Source organism: Caproiciproducens puteiluti (assembly GCF_052442865.1).
Taxonomy (GTDB): domain Bacteria; phylum Bacillota; class Clostridia; order Oscillospirales; family Acutalibacteraceae; genus Caproiciproducens.
Genome location: NZ_CP194790.1, coordinates 266,173 through 285,769, shown reverse-complemented (window position 1 = coordinate 285,769; position 19,597 = coordinate 266,173). Strand labels below are relative to the sequence as shown.

The following is a 19,597-nucleotide window of genomic DNA, read 5'->3' as shown; positions in this document are numbered from 1 at the left end:
TACAGCCTCCAATTCAATTGTTGTTTTAAGGCATCCACCTCAATGTCAAGGATCTCTATCTTGCTTTTCATTTCAAATTGTGCGTCTTCGTGCCTAAATAGACAGTATCTTTAACACCATCTCCAGTTTATTCACAGCATAGCTCCAGTAAGGCACTATGAGCATTTTCCAGCAGCTCACGCACCTGCTTGATGGTAGTCTTTTGGCTGCGCGCAATGTCCCGCACGCCGTAGCCATTGGACTTCATTCGCACATCCATCTGTTGAAGGGAAACACGTTTGGCAAGGTCGTGCAGAAGCAGTTCGGTTTCAAATTGCTGCATCAGCGTATCCGGGGCAGAGATTGTCTGTTCCAGCGGCAGATCGCCATCGTACAGGCTGACATGAATGCTCACGATCTCCGCATTGCGCTTTTGGCAGTTCTGCGTTTTGTAGTAGTTCATCAGATCACATCTCATGCAACTCCAAGCAATGGTTGTAAAGGAAAATGACTTAAGATTGTCCTCGGCAAAATATCTTCTTACAGCCCGTAGATACCCAAAAACGACCACGTCGTAATACTCATCTTCTGGAAGATGGTTTTCATTGAGAAAAGAATAGATCAGGTTGTGATGTTTCGTTGCAAACTTCCTTTGTTCCGAAGTTAATGGCACTTCTTTTAACATTTTGATTCCTCCTAAAAAAATAGGACACCCCGGCCTGAACCGGAGTGTCCTGATGAACATGGTATACGGCGAAAGGGCCGTATCAAAAACAGTTAGGCCGGAAGATCTTCCCGGTCGCCGTCAATCTGCTGTGCAATGCTGAAATGATCGTCCGTTTCCTGGGCTGGCTGGTCATAGCCGCTGTAGTCACAACCATCGTCAAACTGGTCTTCGGTGGCGGCAGCACGCTGCTGCAAAGCCAGCTTGACCTGTTCCCTGAAGCTGTCCGCATAAGCTTTGATTTGCGCCAGTTGCTCACCGGTGAAATCGTAAAGCTTGCGGAAAGTGGCGACGCTGTAATCGTTGCTGCCGTTGTTTGCCCGTTTGAGACCGATCTGAATCACACTCCCGCAGGTCCCGCGGTGGCGCGACACAAAAGCAGCATTGAAAAATTCACGAAACGGCTTGATACTAGTGGGCGGGAGCGTTACCTGCAGCGGCATATACTCACCGTCACGGAGAAAATACAATATCCGCATGTTCTTGCAGGCTTTTCCACCCTTACCGTCCGGAGCAGTGCCAAAGCGATTGAGGGAACAGGATACGCAGGTGCCGCCAGGCTCACCAATTCCCAGCTTGCCATCTACGGAAGAGCACAGAGGGGCGGTATTCTCATCAAATTCGCTGCCTTCCGGCCAATAAGCGCAGGAGGCATGATTGTAGAGGATAACTCCTTCCAGGGCCTTCGTGTAGTCCGGATTCTCCGGATCGTCTCCCGGAATTTCAAACTGCAGGGCACCGCCGGCCGGAATTTTTACACGCTGAAAGCTGAGCTGGAGACCATCCATATCCTCGGCCAACTCCTCGTTCGAGAATTCCCCCTTGATCATCGCGGGAAGGACGAAACGGTCCGTCTCCATCATGGCGTTTTCATTCTGGTTACTCATAGCAATTCCTCCTAATAATTTAGTAAAATGGCCGATCTATCAGGCGGCCACTTGATTGATTCTGTTCCACTGCTGATGGGGCATGGTCAGAATGTTGTACCCGATTCCTTCCAGATCGGTTGCTCGGTCATAATCATCGATATCTTGGCTGTGTCGTGTTACCGCATTGGAAAGGCCATAAAGGGTTAGGTCATTCCCTTCGATGAGGTACTGCAACACGCCTTCGCTCTCATGATCGGAGATGCCGAATTCACGGCTTGCAAGCTTTACCACACCGGGCACATCCGCAGTATTGAGCCGCGCACCTGTCGCTTCCCGCATCTGATTCACAACGGTAGCAAACTTTGCTTCCTCAACAACGGCCTTTACCGTATCCTGAATTTTCAGGAAAAAAGCCCGGTCGTCGGCCTCCAGCGTCTTATCCGAGTAGAGCAGGAAATTTTCATCGTTGGAGTTGACCCTTCCCACATGGTTGCGGCGGGTCTGAGCGTCGTTTATTACCATTCCATTGCTGCAGATCAGACGAAACACCAGAGGCTGTATGCAGACCGCGCCGAGACCAGTCTCGCTGTTACTGATAATCATCCCGGCTTGCACAATGTCGCCTGGGGTGACCTCCGCTTCCAGCCGTGTGTTGACCACTTTAATGTACATCCTGCTCTCTGTAATCTGGCAGGACTCAAACCGAGCGTCCTGCATTTCTCCGATGATGGGCAGGATCGCCTCCGCTATTTCCAGATTGTCAAGCCGGCGATAGCGATTGCTGAGAAATGCCCGGGCGGATCCGTCCAGTGTTCGAAGCATCCGAGTGGAGGGTTCGCGTTGGAACCAGGCGTTGACATTCTGGGACAACAACTCCGGGTAGGATTCCAGCATCCTGTCATAATATTTGGCTGGAATGCTCAAATGCGTTCCTATCTGCCGATGGGCAGTCTGCTTGATATCCAGCGGTTCAATTCGGTCAATGCCATCATCGCCGACGACCCGCATCAGAAGCTGGTCGCCGCAGGGCTCGAAGGAAAGATTTTTGGTATTCACAATGTAATCTTCCTTCGCTTTGCTCTGGCGCATAATCTCTGCTGCCATCTGTTCAATGTTCAGGCCACTTTTCATTCGGGTTTTCTACTCCTTTCTTTCGTACATTTGACACTTCCTTACCATGACACCTCGATTCCGGATGCAGTGACGGAAGCTGCCAGCCCTTCTTTTTCAAAAACCTGTACCAGCCGGGGCCAATAGACTTTGGCCGGAAAACTTTTGAAAGATTCCTGCGAGACTTCCTGATCGTCCTCCCGGACGCAGATTTCGCCGTCCTCTTTCAGCGTCAGGCTGCTGTGTCCCCGGGAGTGCAGGTCTGCGATCAGGTCCTCCAGAACCTGGCGTCCCTGGACTTCATACCAGATCTGCGGATCAACCGGTTGCTGGTTGGGAGGCAGTTCAGCCCCGTCCACCGTACCGCTCTGTAGTTCTGAAAGCGGTACGATTTTCACCATGGTGCAACTGATATGCGCCTGCTGGTCGAGCTTGACTTCCGCGTAGTTGAAGTCTGGAATCCCAAAGACACGGATTCTACCGGTACCGCCATGCGTTGCCAGCTTTTCAGGATCTTTTTCACACCATTCCCATTTTGCGTCAGGATAAGCCGCCCGCAGATAAGCGGAAATGCGGTGATTGACATGTCGCAGAAGAATCAGGTTTATCGGATCGTTGATCTCAGGGATCTGATAAGTGTTTCCTATAATTCCTTGTTCCAGTCTCTTCTGCTTTTGCTTTCGGCGGAGCTTGTAGCGTTTTGCCTTCTTCAGATAGGGCAGGAGCAAAATACCCACTACCCAGAGTCCCCATAAGGAAATGACCCCAAGAAGAAGCCAGACCTGCCACAAACCGCGAACCAAAGCCAGAATCGCAATGACCGCGCCCAGAAGAATGGAAATACTGCCCCAAAGGGCTTTGTATTGCTTCATTTGTTTTACCGTCCTTTCTTTGAAGTTTTGCCTGAAAACAAAAAAAGAGGAACTGCACCATGTCTTCAGTGTTCTTTCTGAAAAACATGATACAGTTCCTCTTCGGGAGAGCCGGATCGCAGAATCAATCCGGCAGGGCTTCCCTGTCCCCGTCAATTTTGCCAACGTGCGGTAGGCTATCGGTGGGAGAGGGTGAAGCCACGGGGTCATCTTCGAAATTTTGTGCCGTTGAAACGGGTTTGCCAACCGGCACATAACCCCAGTTGTCCAAAGTGAGTTTCAGGCGCTTGTCCTTGGTGGTACCGTCCTTTTTGACGTAGGTTTCCAGTATTAGAGAGCCGGAAGCCCAAATCAGGCTGCCTTTTTTCACTCTTTGCCTGAGGAGATGCATGGCATCCCCGGCCCATGCCCACACCTGATAATATTGCGGGTGCCTTGTTTCACCATAGCCGATATTTTCGGCCAGATCAAACCGGACATAGGCGGTCTTGTTTGTGCTTTCCTGAAGCTCCAGGTCCGCCGTCACACGACCGATTACAAATAGCTGAGACATAACGCTCCTTTCTGCCAGATCGGCCTTGATATCTATATAAAAAAGTACCAGCAATCAACCGGACGCCAAAGGGCGCGGTTATACTACTGGCACTCATACAAACTTAACAGCGTGTGCAATGCGAACTTCTGTCGCCATACAAACCATAAGGTTTGCAATCCCAAAAGGGAAACGCACAAGAATCAATTACAAATATAGTATACAACTATATATTGCGATTGTCAAGCCGTTAAATAACAATATATAGTATCAGGTCCTTGAACAATGCAACGATTTCCCTCTATTCATAAAACGGAAATAGTCGTCCGTCACATAAAAAACAAATTCTTCCGCGTTGGGCAGCTTGTACCGAAAGGTCAGGCCGTAGAGATTGCCTGTTCCGTCAACACCCAGAGGGCCGAGCCAGCAATGCGGTGAATTTTCATTGCGGTACCAGAGGCGGATGCCGAGGTATTCTTCTTCTGTCACATATTTCTTTGCTATGATTTGGCGCACCGTTTCTTCGGAATAAAGCGGGTGTGTCAGAAAATGACGATACAGGTCGTCCGGCAAACTCAGGGCTTGCTGATAGCGCAGCGGATTGGGCGTTTTGTGCCACCATTGGGTGATCTCTTCCAGGTTCCGAAGACGGGGTCGGGCAGGGTCGGCCCGGAATTTCCGGATGAAGGCCAGCACCTCGTTTGGATCAGGCGGCACCGGTACGGGGATTTCCGTTACGCTGCCCTGAAAATATGAGAAGGCAAGCTGTGCCCTTGTGCGGTCTTCCAACAGCAGCGACGAGCGGGATAAGGGGGAAAGTATAAAATGATCCATGACAAAGTGCTGATCTTCCTTGAGGTATTGGACAATTTTGTATTGTTCGACGGTATGCGGCTTATACATAAAATTCCTCCTTCCTGTGTCCTCTGCTACGTAAACAGGGGATGGTGGCCTTTTATTCTGCAAAACATAAAACTTATTTCTCAGCTTTTTCTTTTGCCACAGAAAAGTCGTCAGAATCCTTTTCCGGATATCTCCCTATTTCCTCATATCCAAGGAAGGAATCTGTGGACAGAACCGTGTCAAAATATTCGCTTCCCAGATAGGATGGAACATTTTTTTTGAAGAAAAAGCGATACTGATACCCGATTTTGATTTTGGCTTGCTTTGCCAGCAATAAAGTATTCACGATCCCTTGGTCATCCATGACTTTGATTCGGCGGCATTTCCGCAAGGGCAGTGTAGTAATGGCAACACAGGTTCCCACCACCGTTTCATAGTCCTGACGGAAAATCGTCCGGTAAAGGAGAATGCTTCGCACCAAACTAAGTCCAAAGACCAGACTGCTTAGCATTAGCAAAACACCGTCGTCGGTAACAAGATAATAAGCAACACCAACGCCAAGGCAGCCCATTCCCACAGCTAAAGTGTATAGCCACTTGTGAACCAAGACCGGAGGAAAGTTTTTCATAGAGTCAAATCCTTTCAAAAAAGATAATCTGCTTGCGAAGATACAGATTGGCAACCGCCAGCGTTACCGGTTCTTTGCTGCGGCTGACCTGCATCAGGCTCCCAATATTGTCGCTGGTGGTGTCATCGTCATCATAAAGCGCGGCGAGTATCTTTTTTTCAGTGGACAGGTCCTGTACGCCTTGCTCTACACACTTAATGAGCTCTGCGGTAGAGAGCATTGCCTGTTTTGAAAGGCGCATGATCCGTTCCTCTTCGGCGTTTCTGCTGTCCTTTTGCAGTAGCTGCCTTGTGGAGGAAAACGAAATCCCATCCCAAAACGTCAGCTTCAGAAAAGATAACAGTCGAAGCCCAAAGCGTCCGGTGGCGGGGACAATGTAAAGATTGTTCAGGAGATCATACAGGGCTTCAAATCCAGTATTGCCCGAACCGGAGACAATCAAGCCACGAACCAACAGACGATCTATACACTCCGGGCAGGAGCGATTTTCAGAAAATCCGGTTTTTAAAAGGGATTTTTCATAAAACCGTTCAATTTCCTCTCGTTTCAGAATCCGCCAGTTTAGCGAAGCCCATATGACCATCTCCTGAATGTCCACGGAATATTCTTTTTTATGGATGATAATAACCGGGTGGGAAAGTTTATGGCCATCGGAACGTTTCTCAAAACGACCGACGGCAGTATAAAGCATTGTGTCCATGGAAAAACCTCCTTTTCTATCCTTTATGGTCGTTACTGACTTCTTTTCCAAAATTCCCGATCCAGTGCCGTGAGAAAGGACGGATTGTCGCGCAACTTCTGGGCGGCGCGCGAAATCCATGCGCCGACATGGGAAGGCTTTACACCATAATGACAGGCAATCTCTGAAACGCTCAAACCTTGGACTTTCAATTGCAGTGCTTCGATGCCCAATCGGGCAACACCCTTGTATACTCTTTTCAAAGGCTCCAATAGGGAAATGACCTCAAGATAGGAGAACGTTGCATCGAAATCATTTTCTTGGGTAGCCAGCTTTTGTCCATCCAACAGAAGCCAGCCCTGTTCGCAGGTAAGAAAGAGCATCCGCTTTTGCTTTTTGCACATAGTACGACAATAGGAGATCAGACCGTTTCGGATAACAGTTTTGGCGTAAGTCTTAAACTTGGCGACGGATGCGTCATAAGAGACTGCAGCCCGGCAAAGCCAGATACAGCCCTCCTGATACAGATCATCGTATGAAAAGCCATAGATGGTTTCGTTTACCTTAATATAATGGAAGATAACCCAGCCAACAACGGATAGATGGTCTTCAACCAGAATCCGCTGGGAGGGAGTAAGCGGAACGTCTTTTTTCATGGTGGATACCTCGTTTTGTAATAAGCAAAGTGTGAACTCATGATTCAACCCTTCTGATTGGATTCGTTCAGGCGGCCGGCCGCTGTGACCGCGCTGCCTCTGAACATACGGCAATCACCTGATCGCACATAAACTCTGAAAATTTTGCAATATGGGTCTGTTGGCTGTTCAGCCCCAGCTTTGCTTGCAGCCAGACATACGCCTGCCGCTTTTCCATTCGGCTGCTTTTCCACAGAGATTCAAGCGCTTTGTGCGCCAAAATTCTTTTATGGCGAAGATCACCATTTGCCAGCGTTCCCATCGGACTGAGGTCCTTCCTGTGAGCGCCGACATAAGCGTCACATTGAGGCCACCTGGAGCAGACATATAAATAAGATTCCTTTGACTTTGTCTCCTTGCCATATACCACACTGGCCGGGCGAAGCACCGCCTGAGCTCCGCAATAAGGACATTTTATTTGAATTCGTTTCAAAATTATCACCTCCAATACAAGCCGATTACAGTTCGTTTGCGTATTAGCAGCAATCGTCACGATCGTTTGCAGCGATACAGCACTGCATGCTTTCATTGCAGAGTTGCCAAAGCGGACATTTTTCTGTGCTTGCCGTATACCATTCCAGGTATAGGGAAAAGGCATCCTCAAAAACCTGCCGGCTTAAGGAACCGTGACACTCCTCCGGTTCAATCTTCTGCCCGGTTATTTCCTGAAGTGCACCTACAGGCACGATGAGAGGCTTTCCCTCCGCATCGGCGGCCAGGAAAAAGCCAGGACAGGGCTGCTGCCGATAAGGACAGTTGGAGCAATTGATGAACAAAGCGTTTCTCCAATTGCCTCGAACCGCCTGCAGAAAGGGATACCATTTACATTTGCTTTGACACAAGGATCTCACCTCCATTACCGCACATTTAAAAACCTAAAAACAGAAACAGAGGGGCGACTGACTTTTTCGTATCAGCCGCCCCAAAGGTTTAATTGCCAAACAAATCCGTAATTGCCTTGGTGATCTTGGGAATAATGGTGTCGTTAAAGAGCATCGTCATAGCACCCAGAAGCAGCGCACCCAAAACAACGGCAATAATAACCTTGACTCCGTCTGAGATGTAAAAATCTCCGCGCTGATTGCAAAGCGCCAGTTTGGCCTTACTGGAAAGGTTTTTGATCGTCTGTTCCATGAAATTATCCTCCTAAAAATAATTTGATATTTTAAATGCCTGCTTGAAGCGGATAGTGATAAAAGTGGTTACGCTCGATGGATCGGTCGCAGAAACTTATTTTTATTGCTCAGAGGACATTCCGGATATGCGGCCAGCTTACTCTGTTGGTATTCAAAGGTCACGAAGGGAAGGCGGCGAAATCTGCGCCGCCCCTGCCTGCGCCTATGTTCCGGCTTTTTCATAGGGCTCTCCTTATCGTTGGGGTTAGACAAAAAGAATGGCCCCGCCTGGCGATACCGGCAAGAGCCATTTCACGACGTTCCAGATCGGGGCTGAACTAAGAAAATCCGGTCGGATACAAGGTAGTCACCATCCTTTTTCAAAAGCTTATGTAAAAACGCCGGTCCGGCGTTATCCAAAGAAAGCGCCCATGGAGCCGATGACCTCGGTACTCAAAACCACGGCGTAAATGATGATGATGCAAAAAAGCATCATCATGGAGTACTTCTGGATCTGCTTCGGGCGTTTGGCGGCTTCTTTTTTCAGGTTGGATTGTTGGATTTGCCGCATGTCGAAGCAAACCATTTTGAAGTACATATGCTGGTCGTCACCGCGCAGGGTGCCGATCAATCCTCTTACCACATCAGAAAGCAGTGTGCTGCCCACTCTGGCCTCCAGATGGAGCAGCGCATTTTCGTAATTTCCGGTTCGCATGTCGGCGATGGTCTGATCCAGCTCATAGCCCAGTTCCTTTCCAGCGATGCGGCGGTATGATGTCAGAATTTTAAGTACGTCGCGGTCATTCTCCAGGTTCTGCGCAATGGTCAGCGCAAGCCGTGGAATCTCCGCCTCCAGTATCTTTTTGCGTTTTTTCACATAATCAAAAGCCGCGTAATAAGTGGAGAACCACAGCGTCACCGCCAGCCCGATTACAACCATGGCAAAGAGGGGCTGGATGAAAAACAGTGGTACGGAACAAAGGGCGGTCAGTACAGCGGTCACATAGGCTTTGAGAACATAAACCTCAGGGCTCAGATTCACACTGGCAATATTTAGGACCGATTGCAGCTTGGCCCTTTTGAGGCGGTCCAGCTTTATAAACGGCTCGAAGTAAGACGCAATGCGGGTGATATAGACCTCCAGCAACTTCTCGTTTTTCACCCCGTGTTGCTTGCGGGTCATAAGCATCGCCTTGGAGGTCTTTCCGGTGGGAACGTCCACAAAGGCGCAGCTCAGGTTATAAGCCGCCACGCCAAAGAAGGTGCAGGCCAGAATAACAAGCATGATCATTTTTTCGTCACCCCCTATACTCAATTGGCTTCGAAAGCTTCATGATCCTTGTGATGGCGAAGAGGATAATGCCAGCACAAAGTGCCAGGGCAATCTTACCCGGCGTGGAGAACATGAGCGCGTGAAACCAATCTTTGTTCAAAAAATACAATAGCGGTATATTGGCCACCACCAGGAACATCATGGTAATGGCTTCCCGGCGCGGGCCATCCATCATGGCCTCCAGCTCTGACTGCACCACCCGAATGTCGGAAAATTTCTGAATGGTTACAGGCAGCGTATTTTTCATGGTGCGGTCGGACTGGCACTGGATAAGTGTGTTACACCATTCGTGGAAAACCTGGTTGGGCACCTTCATTTTCAGAGAATTGATTGCCGAAATCAGGCTTGCGTTAATCATTTCTGCTTCGTACACAAAGCTTTCAAACCCAGATTTAACTGGCGGGTTGATGAAGGGCAGGTTCTCCTTGACCGCGCGCACCAGATCATCCGTCCTGAGGTATGAGGTCGTGATGATGGAGATTGCCGTCTCCAACTCCTCATTAAGGTGCTTTTTATAGACATTTGCAGTGGAGCGGATATACCAAACAGGCATCAATGCGAAGCCAATTCCCATAACCGGAACCATGTAGACATTGTCCAGAAGGAGGGCCAGCACGGCGCCTGCTGCAAACAGAATCAGCGAGGATTTTTTGATCAGATCAAACTTGCTTTCACGGCCTGTCGACTTTAGGAGCTGCTTGACCTCATAAGATTCCCGGTTAAAAAATCCTTTGGCCGGCGCACCGGTCAGGACTTTCAGTTCATCGCTCAGCGTAACGGATTTGCGTCTCGACAACGCCGCAAGGACATCGTTTAAACGGATACCAAACAGGGCAAAAAGCCCCAAGGAAATCAATGCAAAGCAAATCAGATAGACCCATTGCATATCAATCACCTTCCTTTATGAACGCAGCCAGTTCCTTTGCGGAGATGCCGTTATCCAATAATCGCTTTTTTAGCGTGTCGGAGATATTCAGCACTTTCTGGTGTCTCCCGACTACCTCTACGACCTCCCGCTCTTCAAAAGAGTCCTGCAGTTCTGTGATACCAAACGAGGCTGCCTCTTCTAAACGATAGGAGGGTATCGAACGGGTATGTACAGTGGTCTTAATTCGATTATCCTCCACGTTGTAGCGATAGAGGGTGCGATACTTCAGCTGGCCACCTACGAAATCCTCCCCTTCGATGATCTCAGTGATTTTTCTGGAGCAATCCTCCATCTGTCTGGTAAATACGATGACTGGATAGGCTTCTACCATGATTTGCATCAGAGTTTCATCATCGATGGCGTTGCGTATTTTCGCCAGAGTCATCATACGGCGATAAGTAGCCGAGGCACTGTTACTGTGAATGGTGGTAACCACCGTATGTCCGGTTCTGCTTGCTTCTGCGGCAGCCAACGCCTCCTTGGCGGAACGCATTTCGCCCACACCGATGACATCCGGATGCTTGCGCAGGATACGTTCCAGAAGAAAACTCTGGTCGATGTCCATACTTGGGTTTTCATGGGGACGGGTCAGCAGATGGACAACGCTGTTGATGATCTCGCCGTCCTTGTTCCGTTTGACCAGGTTAAACTCCCGGCTGCCCTCTTCAACCGTAATAAGCCTGCGATTGTTTGGCACTTTGGACAACAACCACGCCATGATGGTGGTTTTCCCAGACCCGGTGGACCCTGCGATACATATCGACACGCCATACCGAATACAGGCGGTCAGAAAATCCAGCATCTCATCGGTGGCGCTGCCGGAATTCAGCAGCTTTTCCCGACTGACGGTCTGTTGATTTACGATACGGATGCTGGCATCGATGCCTACTTCCGGGTCCACAATAGGTGTTTTATCCACTGAGATGCGGATGTTTTTATCAAGGAATCCGATGATGGAGGGCATGGTATCGTCGATGACCATCCCGCAGGCAGAAAGCATACGGCGAGTCACATCGATAGCCTGCTGGGGTGAAGTGAATTTGTCCGGGATCTTCATACTGCGGCCGCCGCTGAAAATGACCTCGATGTCGTTGTAAGCGTTGATGTTTACCTCTTCCACATCGGGCTTATAAATCCATTTTTTGAGGAAGGAGTAGCCGGCCATGTCTTCAAACAGCTTGTCACAAAGCTCGGTGGTGGTCAGCCCCTCCAGGGCATACCGGCGTTTGGTCAGATACTGCTCAATAAATTCCTTCAGCAAGGCCACCGCCTGGCCGGAATTGTCATCACCTGCCAACTCGGAAGCATGGTTGGCCGTACAGTATTGCTGCACATCCTCCAGAATCTGCTCGTAGGTAACCCCCTCGTCGCTGGCAGCGGTGAAGAAGATATCACTCAGTTTGTTCATCACACACTACCTCCATGACCTTACTGAGCGACGTCAAATACTTGGAACTGCAATAGTCAATGGCTTTGAACATTCCCCCGCAGGTAGCGCAGCGATCAATTTCCTTACTGTAAGGAAGCAGACCGTCGAAGCCGCCGATCAGATGATCCATTTCTTCTATGGCATGAAACGGCCGTGCAACGCCGGCAAAGGTCATATGACTGTCAAACCGGAACCGGGCGTCCTGTAAAAGCGGCTGGTGCGCTTTCAGATAATGAACGCCGCGCAGATCCGGTGTCAGGATGCGGATAACATGGTCGGCCACCTCGATCGCCGCCGGGGTAAACAGGTTTGTCATACTGGAACTGCAGTCCAGTATGACAAAATCCACCAGCTTTGCCGCAGCATAGATTAGTTGCTTGGCCTTTTCGTACTGTAGCTCCGGGTAGGTTAATGGGTTTTCACCGGTGGCGTAGCCCATAAGCCCGATAAAGGGATAGGCTTTCAGTACTGTCACATGGCTTGCCACCAGTGCGGTGTCAATATCAAGAGAAGAAAGCACCTGGCCCACCGAAGAGCTGGTTTCAATGATCTCTTCGGGAAGCCAGACCGGCAGCATGGGAACACTGGAGTCGGCGTTTATGATGATTGCTTTTTGCTTGGAACGTGTAAGAGCTTTCGACAGAATGCAGCAGAATACCGATTTGCCACTGCCAGAATTGCCCCATACTGCGATAATTTTGGACATAAGGTCATACCTCCTTGTGTTTGTATAAAAAATCAGGGAGGATACCCGGAATGGGCATCCTCCCTGTAAAAAGGGTTTATTCGAAGAAAAATTCCACGGAATAGGTGATGTTTGATTTGTTATACATGCAGTCGTGCGGGGTGTAATAACGAAATTGCAGCTTGGTATAAATCCCCGGCTGTAGAGTGCCGTACATATACACGCCGTTGTGACTGTAAACGCGGCCGGTGTTGCCGTCTGTCGCAGCGAAGGAGGAACCAATCGAAGCGTTGAACGACACATTCGTAAGGCGCTCCCACTGCCCTGTTAACTGGTTGTAACCACTGACCTCACCGTAATCGTAATTTGCGGTATGCCCACTGACAGCAGGGACGTTAAATGTCCATGACGTGATGGTCGCACCCTCTATGCCATTCTCAGTAATAACCGATTCAGGACCGGTCAGCATCATACCACCGCCGTGGGTAGGATCCGCAACAAAAAATACGATAGCTGCCCACGGGGATTCTGCTCCCGTGCTGTCCACAGCCTTAACCCTGACCGTGTTTTTTCCGAGTGGATAGGCGGTGCTGGTCTCCGCCAGCCTTCCTTCCCAGACATAATGGATCGCATCGCCGTCCGGATCGGTGCTGGAAGCGGTAATGGTGACCGCAGTACCCGGCGCTACACTGTTGCCGCTTGGCGTTCGCGTAATGACCGGAGTTGTTGGTGTGGAATTGGCTACGGTAAAGGTTACGGACGTCCAATCCGAAACACCGCCGTAAGCGTCCTTTGCCCGAACCTGAACCGTGTGCGTACCAAGGGCGTAGTAATCATCGCCCGCTTTGTCTTGATATTCATAGGTGATGGGATCGCTGTCCGGGTCAGTGCAGTTCACCATAAGTGTGACCAGGTATTTCCCGTTGCTCTGCTGAGCACGGTTCACATTGGCCGTAGCGGTCGGTTTGGATGGAGCGGTATTGGTCAAGAAGATTGTCTGCGTATGAGAAAACGACCTGCCAAGCTCATCTGTGATTGTGGCGGTAAGCTGGTAGCTGCCGGGGACGTCCACATGAACTGTACCGCCGGTGTTGGTCAGCGTACCCTTAAAATAGTCGGATACGGAAACGCTTTGTCCGTCCTTGACGGCAGTCCAAGTAATGGCCTTTCCGCCGAGACTGGCACCGCTGCCAGGTGCAACTTCAAAGTTTTGCCCGGCGTGAATGGTACTGGGTATAGTGAAATCGCAGTTGTAGAGCGGATAAACGCTGATCATTTCGCTGGCGCTGAACACTCTGCCCAGTGCGTCAAACATATTGGCGGTTAGGCGGTACTCGCCTGCAGATGTGAAACGGATCTTGCCGCCCTGTGCGTTAAGGGAGCCGCTTACCGCCTGATCCAAGGGTATAATCTCGCCGTTCTTCATCAGAGTCCATTCAATCGGCAGGACACCGTTGTTCCCTCTGGTTCGCACGTCGATCTGCGTATCGGTATAGCCGATAGCAGGAAGTTCAAAGGCCAGGGAGAGGACCGGCAGCACTTCTACCTTTCCGCTGTTAAATAGGAATACTCGCCCGGTTGCGTCGGTCACACGTGCCTGCAAATCATAAACACCGGCATGTATAAACCGAATAGAGCCGCCGTTGTTATCCAACTTGCCGTCGATGTAGGTATCCCAATCCTGAAAACCGTAAGTATTGTCCACATACCACACCGCCGTCAGTCCGTCCATATCGGTCAGGGTAGTATTGATCGACAGCACATCGTCCGTATGGACAGCTCCCGAAAGGTCAAATGCAATCTTTGGAACCGGATATACCTTGATCGTTTTGCTGTCCGAGAAGGTGCGGCCCGCCTTGTCCGTTACGGCGGCGGTGACAGTATATTCTCCCTTTTCGGTGAAGCTGATCGCGCCGCCCAAATTGGTCAGGGTATTGTCGGGAGTCGCTGGGATGCCGTTTTTGCTCATGCTCCAAACAACGGGCAAAGAACCGGCATTGTCGAGTTTCACGGAAGCCGTCGCCGTCTGGTCGGTATGCGCCTCTTTCGTCAGTTCCATGGAAACGGTGATCACCGGATAGACCGTGACCGGCGCGGTGTAGGTAAAGCTGCGGCCGGTGCTGTCGGTTACTGTGGCGGTCAGTTCATAATCCCCGACTGATTTAAAGCGGATCACGCCGCCGCTGTCGCTCAGTGTGCCGTCAAAGCCGTCAGCCAGCGAAAGCGCCGTTCCGTCTTTTGTCAGGCCCCATATCGCGGTCAGCCCGTCCGTATCCTTGAATGAGGTTTTTACCTCAACCTCCGTATCGGTGTGGGTCATAGACGGTAGATAGAAGCCTGTCTCGGCCACGGGATAGATTACCGTCCCGGCCTCATAGCTGTATTCGCGGCCGGTTTCGTCTACAAGAGTGGCTTTCAGGACATGGCTGCCTTTCTCCCTGAACCGGATAGAACCGCCCTCGTTGGTCAGCGTCCCCTCCAACACGTCGGAAAGCGGTACCCTCTCTCCGTCATGAAGGACTGTCCACTCGGCTTTCATATCCTGCAAATCAGACGACTGCACGGAAACCGGGACCGTCTCGTCGGTATGCGCGGTCGAGGGAAGCATAAAGGAAAAACCTGCAACAGGATAAACCTTCAATTCCGTTTGCGCGGTAAACGTCCTGCCGGATTTGTCCGTCGCTGTGGCGGTAATGGCGTAATTGCCCTGCTTCTTAAAGCGGACACTGCCGCCCAGGTTATTCAGCTTACCCTCGGTGCAGTCGGACAAACTCTCTTCCTTTCCATCCTTTACCGCGCCCCAAGCGATTTGCAGATCGCCCAGCTCCTTTGTTTCTGCGGAAAGGAGCGCAGAGGTGTCTGTGTGGGCGGTTTCGGGCGCTTGCAGGCTGATTTCCACGACCGGCAGCACCTCAACTTCCGCCGTCCCTGCAAATTCCCGGCTGGTTTCGTCATAGGCGGTAGCCTTAATGGTATATTTGCCCTTGTCCTTAATTTGGATGGAGCCGCCCACGTTGGTGAGCGTCCCCGTCACGGCATCCGACCACTTCATCTCGTTCCCATCCTTGTAAACGTGCCAGTTCAACTGCTGTGTGACATTATCGGAAAAGGTGGTGCTGACGGTGAATATCTGGTCCGTGTGGGCATATGGCTCCGTAGTTACGGTGATGCCAAACACGGGATAGATCGTAATTTTCTTCGTGAAGGTGTAGGTACTGCCTCCATAATTCTTTGCAGTGACGGTCAGCGTGTAGCTGCCCTGCTTGGTGATCGTGATTTTACCGCCGTCTTTGTCAAGGGTGCCTTTTAGAAAATCACTTTGCTTCGCGTCGCTCCCATCCTCGGTAACGGCCCATTCCAATGATTTCACATTTTGCAAAGTCGTTTTTACTTGAAATTCACTGTCGGCATAACTGTATTCCGGGATGATAATCTCCACCACGGCAGCAGGGTAGCTGTGATGGCTGCCTGACCCGCCATTATTGGAATTGCCTGGATCATCCGGTTTCGCGGGTGGGGTTGGCTGTACCGGGGTCGTGGGCGCTGGAGGTTTCTCAGGTTTCGCCGGCTCAGTAGGCTTGACTGGTTCATTGGGTTTCACTGGTCCAGTGGGTTTTACCGGTTTCGAAGGTTTGGAAGGTTGCATTGTTGGATTTGATGTAGTCTTGTCTTCAGTGGGTTTCCCCGGCTTTGTATCTACATCACCAACAGGAGTGGTATCCCCGCTGTTCTCTGGTTCTGACCCATCTTCTCCGGTATGAATACCCCACGCGTCTGAATCAGATGCTGGATTTTGACTGTTAGAATCAGACGACGAATTTTGCGTTTCCGATGTAGCTGGAGGCGGGGGCTCCAACTTTTTCAGCCGGCTGGTACAACTCACAATACCGATAACTAAAATGAGAAGGGCGACAGCAAGCAAAATTGCTATCGTCCTTTTCGACTTTTTACTCATATTTTTTCCTCCACTTTTATTGTTCAGGTTCAGGCTGTGCCGAATCAGGAGTCCCAGCGGTGGTCCCGGCCGCCGGAGGATAAAGCTCCAACAGCGACGCATCCTGTTTTTTAAGCAGCTCGGACGCCAGCTCGCTGTTATTACGGGTGATGAGCGCCACATGGCAGGTGCCGTCGTTTTCAAGACCGGTGATAACCTTTGCTTGCTCAGGGCTCGCCAACACAGTGATGGTAGCGGACTGTTGCTTTTCCTCATCTTCGGTGGGTTTCTGTGTGTTGTCCACATTGACCCCTTTGGAGTCGGTGACCGAGAGAACTTTTACAAACTGCAGCTCGGGAACATCTTCCGCCACATCAAGAAAGTGATAAATACGAATGATATCGTTCGGCTGCAGCTTATCCGAGAGCCCACTGGCGAGAGTCTTGACAGTGAGTGAAATCGCCACTTTGCCGGACGGGATGTTACTTAACTGGATGTCGGAAGTGATGGGGGTAAAGCTGACTTTGGAGGCCAGAATATAATCACCCGCCGCGAGGTCGGCTGTGGCATATTTGCCCACGACATCTTCTTTCGCACGGGCAATGTTTGTCGGCAGGTTGTAGCCGCCCACTTCCACCAGTTCCACGTCCTTATCGGTGAGTTGGGCACCCTTGAGTACCGGCTGTGAGATGCGGACAATCTCCGTCTTCCCATTGGTTTTAGAGATTGTCGTTGGAATTGCGATAAACGCAATAGTAGCTGCCAGTACAAGGCTGATAATGCCGAATACAAATCGGTTATTGAGCTTCATATCAGTTTCTCTCCTTCTATTGTTATAAATTTTAAAATGGTAACCGCGCAGCAACCAATGGCCAAAAACGGAACAAAGGGTGAGCTGAAAAAGCGGTTCCCGGTGCGGTGCTTTTCAAGTGGGCCAAACAGTATAGCCAGCAGAGCTGCAAAAAACAATGCAAGCAGGATGTTATAGGGACCGTACACAATTCCCAGCATGGCAGTCAATTTGATATCTCCGCCTCCGATTCTCCCGTTTGTTACGATCGCCTCAAACAGAAGCGTCCCGCCGCCGAACAGAATTCCTAAAACTGGCATAAGCCAGGGAGGCAGGCTCGATTCACCTTCCGCCATAAGGTTTACAGGAAGGGATAACAGCGCGAAAGGCAAAAAATAAGCGAGTGCCAAATCAGGCACTCGCTTATGCTGCATATCATATACGGCAAACGTCACAAGGAATAGAATGAGCAGGAGATAATAGATCAGCTCCCATCTATTCACGGCTCGTATAGTAGGCTAAGTACCCGACGCCTTACCATGTTGCCATGGCAGGTTTCCAGATACTCGCCCCCGAACCGTACTTACGCCTCTCGACGTATACGGCTCTCCAATTACACTCTACTTTTACTTGCCTGTAATTTTTCCAAAACAGGTATCACAAACGACTAAGGTTTTTCTGTTCATTTGAATCATTTTTTCTTCCCACTCGTTTTTGCCAGTCAGTTCTTTCAGCTTCCTGACGTGGTGAACCTTTGCATGGTTTGTCCACTGACCGCAAAGCTCGCATTTACCATTCAGCAACCGTCCGATCAAATCGCTTTGGCGATTATATTTCGTTGCGGAGTATGACTGAATTTCGTCTTTGAAGTCTAAGCTCACCGTTCGTTTCGGAAAACTGCCTTTTAGGAATGTGGCTCTCTTAACATCTCCGCTTTTTGTTACGTAGCTGACGCCAAACACACCGTTAACTGAGTGCCTGTTGATTGTTTTGCGCAAGTTTTCGCGGAATTTCATTGCAAAGGTCTGATACATGCTATATTCCATGATGTAGTAATACTTTTGCAATTTTGCCACGTTGCTCGCTAAACAATAATAGTTGTACAATCCACGTATTTCGGCGTTGTAGATGCTAAGAATTTCGATGGGTTCTTGGTTGATAAGGTCTTTTCTCACCTTGGGCTTCCAAATCTCTTTTCCGTCTTTCTGGATAATTTCCATGGCACCACACCCAACTAATTTCTTTACCCATTTGGCGTGGGGCATGAATAGGCGGACACGTCCGCTAAATGCACGGACTTTCTGCCCATTGCTCATTTTTTTGTAATCATTGCTTCTGGATACAGAGATTTCATACCCGAGGAACGATGCTTTTTCCTGTGCATGTGTAATGAGCGTCTTTTCTTCCGACATGTCGAGGTTGAGCTTGTCATTTAGAAAATTCCCAAAATCGGCTTTGATGGTTTCGGCATCCGCTTTACTTCCAATTATGCCGCAGAGGAAATCATCCGCATACCGGCAGTACAGCAGACGGCGGTAACTTGAATCCATTGGGTTTGTTGCCGGGACCTGCCTGGCCTTCGCGGTGAGCTCCTCGACCCCTGCCTTGGCCCTGCCTTTTTCTTCTGTCGTAAGGCTTTCCCATTTCGCCCGGTATTTAACTCTTAATTTCGACGCTTCGTTGGAGTACCATCGGTACTCCTTATTACTTTTGCGTTTTTTTCCGTTGTTGAACTTATTGATATATTCTTCAACGTAAGAGTCAAATTCGTTGAGATAAATGTTGGCGAGTATTGGACTGATTACAGAACCTTGCGGGGTACCGGAGTATGTCGCATTGTACTTCCAATCCTCCATGTATCCTGCCCTTAAAAATTTCCATATCAGGGAGATGAAACGCTCATCCTTTACCCGTTTTCTCAATATATTCACCAGAATACGGTGGTCGATGGTATCAAAATATCCTTTGATGTCCCCTTCAATGAACCACTTTACCCCCGTGAAATTCCTTTGGATTTGGGTCAGCGCAGTATGGCAGCTTCTATTGGGCCTAAAACCATGAGAGTTATCGGAAAAATTGTTCTCATACACACTTTCAAGGATTAACCTTACCACTTCCTGTACCAATTTATCATCGACGGAAGGAATGCCCAAGGGACGTTGTTTCCCATTGGATTTCGGAATATATACCCGTTTTGCCGGACAGGGTTGATAGCTGTCATTCCGCAGCTTGTCAATCAACCTGCGGATGCGTTCCAGTCCCATCCCATCAATTGTGGTGTTATCCGTTCCTCTCGTCATATTGCCCTCTTTGTTATAGAGGTTTCCGTATGCCAAAAGATAGAAATCTTCGTTATACAGATTTCGGTACAGGCGTTCAAACTGATAGCCTTTGTCGTTTGCTTTCTCTTGTAGAGTTTTCAATACCTCAATCGGATTTCTCAAGTGCCTCA

19 protein-coding genes are annotated in these 19,597 nt (G+C 49.7%); all 19 read right to left on the bottom strand.

Going from position 1 to position 19,597, the window contains the following annotated elements; all coding sequences use genetic code 11:
• Nucleotides 1-127: 127 nt before the first annotated feature.
• The 19 genes from ACRQU7_RS01355 to ACRQU7_RS01265 all read right to left on the bottom strand — a co-directional run bounded on the left by ACRQU7_RS01355 (nt 128) and on the right by ACRQU7_RS01265 (nt 19,589).
• Complete coding sequence (locus ACRQU7_RS01355) at nt 128-664, bottom strand: sigma-70 family RNA polymerase sigma factor (protein ID WP_444643154.1); 537 nt, start codon at nt 662-664, stop codon at nt 128-130.
• A 92-nt stretch (nt 665-756) separates the two neighbouring features.
• Nucleotides 757-1,590, bottom strand: coding sequence for a hypothetical protein (locus ACRQU7_RS01350; protein ID WP_326975332.1), 834 nt, complete (start codon nt 1,588-1,590; stop codon nt 757-759).
• A gap of 39 nt (nt 1,591-1,629) precedes the next feature.
• Nucleotides 1,630-2,703, bottom strand: coding sequence for a DUF932 domain-containing protein (locus tag ACRQU7_RS01345; protein WP_326975333.1), 1,074 nt, complete (start codon nt 2,701-2,703; stop codon nt 1,630-1,632).
• 41 nt (nt 2,704-2,744) lie between these two features.
• Entirely contained in the window at nt 2,745-3,554 is an 810-nt protein-coding gene (locus ACRQU7_RS01340; RefSeq protein WP_326975334.1) for a hypothetical protein, read from the bottom strand.
• A gap of 124 nt (nt 3,555-3,678) precedes the next feature.
• On the bottom strand, nt 3,679-4,107 hold the full coding sequence (locus ACRQU7_RS01335) for a single-stranded DNA-binding protein (RefSeq protein WP_326975335.1): 429 nt from the start codon (nt 4,105-4,107) through the stop codon (nt 3,679-3,681).
• A 249-nt stretch (nt 4,108-4,356) separates the two neighbouring features.
• Nucleotides 4,357-4,989, bottom strand: a complete 633-nt coding sequence (locus ACRQU7_RS01330; RefSeq protein WP_326975336.1) for a hypothetical protein — start codon at nt 4,987-4,989, stop codon at nt 4,357-4,359.
• Between the two features lie 73 nt (nt 4,990-5,062).
• On the bottom strand, nt 5,063-5,557 hold the full coding sequence (locus ACRQU7_RS01325) for a hypothetical protein (RefSeq protein WP_444643150.1): 495 nt from the start codon (nt 5,555-5,557) through the stop codon (nt 5,063-5,065).
• 4 nt (nt 5,558-5,561) lie between these two features.
• Nucleotides 5,562-6,257, bottom strand: a complete 696-nt coding sequence (locus tag ACRQU7_RS01320) for a hypothetical protein (protein ID WP_444643148.1) — start codon at nt 6,255-6,257, stop codon at nt 5,562-5,564.
• A 32-nt stretch (nt 6,258-6,289) separates the two neighbouring features.
• Nucleotides 6,290-6,892 carry a sigma-70 family RNA polymerase sigma factor gene (locus ACRQU7_RS01315; protein WP_326975339.1) on the bottom strand — a complete coding sequence of 201 codons (603 nt, stop codon included), beginning with the start codon at nt 6,890-6,892 and terminating at the stop codon, nt 6,290-6,292.
• 67 nt (nt 6,893-6,959) lie between these two features.
• Nucleotides 6,960-7,529 carry a zinc-finger-containing protein gene (locus ACRQU7_RS01310; RefSeq protein ID WP_444643146.1) on the bottom strand — a complete coding sequence of 190 codons (570 nt, stop codon included), beginning with the start codon at nt 7,527-7,529 and terminating at the stop codon, nt 6,960-6,962.
• Nucleotides 7,530-7,861: 332 nt separating this feature from the next.
• Complete coding sequence (locus ACRQU7_RS01305; RefSeq protein WP_444643144.1) at nt 7,862-8,065, bottom strand: DUF6133 family protein; 204 nt, start codon at nt 8,063-8,065, stop codon at nt 7,862-7,864.
• A gap of 393 nt (nt 8,066-8,458) precedes the next feature.
• Complete coding sequence (locus ACRQU7_RS01300; RefSeq protein ID WP_444643142.1) at nt 8,459-9,337, bottom strand: hypothetical protein; 879 nt, start codon at nt 9,335-9,337, stop codon at nt 8,459-8,461.
• A 7-nt stretch (nt 9,338-9,344) separates the two neighbouring features.
• A complete protein-coding gene (locus ACRQU7_RS01295) occupies nt 9,345-10,265 on the bottom strand; it encodes a type II secretion system F family protein (protein ID WP_444643140.1) in 921 nt (306 codons plus the stop codon).
• 1 nt (nt 10,266) lies between these two features.
• Entirely contained in the window at nt 10,267-11,715 is a 1,449-nt protein-coding gene (locus tag ACRQU7_RS01290; protein ID WP_444645650.1) for an ATPase, T2SS/T4P/T4SS family, read from the bottom strand.
• A complete protein-coding gene (locus ACRQU7_RS01285; protein WP_444643138.1) occupies nt 11,699-12,442 on the bottom strand; it encodes a hypothetical protein in 744 nt (247 codons plus the stop codon). The genes ACRQU7_RS01290 and ACRQU7_RS01285 overlap by 17 nt, the downstream gene beginning before the upstream one ends.
• Nucleotides 12,443-12,518: 76 nt before the next feature.
• Entirely contained in the window at nt 12,519-15,860 is a 3,342-nt protein-coding gene (locus ACRQU7_RS01280; protein ID WP_444643136.1) for an S-layer homology domain-containing protein, read from the bottom strand.
• Nucleotides 15,861-16,392: 532 nt separating this feature from the next.
• Complete coding sequence (cpaB, locus tag ACRQU7_RS01275; RefSeq protein ID WP_444643134.1) at nt 16,393-17,166, bottom strand: Flp pilus assembly protein CpaB; 774 nt, start codon at nt 17,164-17,166, stop codon at nt 16,393-16,395.
• Nucleotides 17,163-17,648, bottom strand: a complete 486-nt coding sequence (locus ACRQU7_RS01270; protein ID WP_444643132.1) for a prepilin peptidase — start codon at nt 17,646-17,648, stop codon at nt 17,163-17,165. The genes cpaB and ACRQU7_RS01270 overlap by 4 nt, the downstream gene beginning before the upstream one ends.
• Before the next feature lie 123 nt (nt 17,649-17,771).
• The gene (locus tag ACRQU7_RS01265; RefSeq protein WP_444643130.1) at nt 17,772-19,589 is read right to left on the bottom strand and encodes a reverse transcriptase domain-containing protein; all 1,818 of its coding nucleotides are present in this window, start codon (nt 19,587-19,589) and stop codon (nt 17,772-17,774) included.
• Nucleotides 19,590-19,597: the final 8 nt, after the last annotated feature.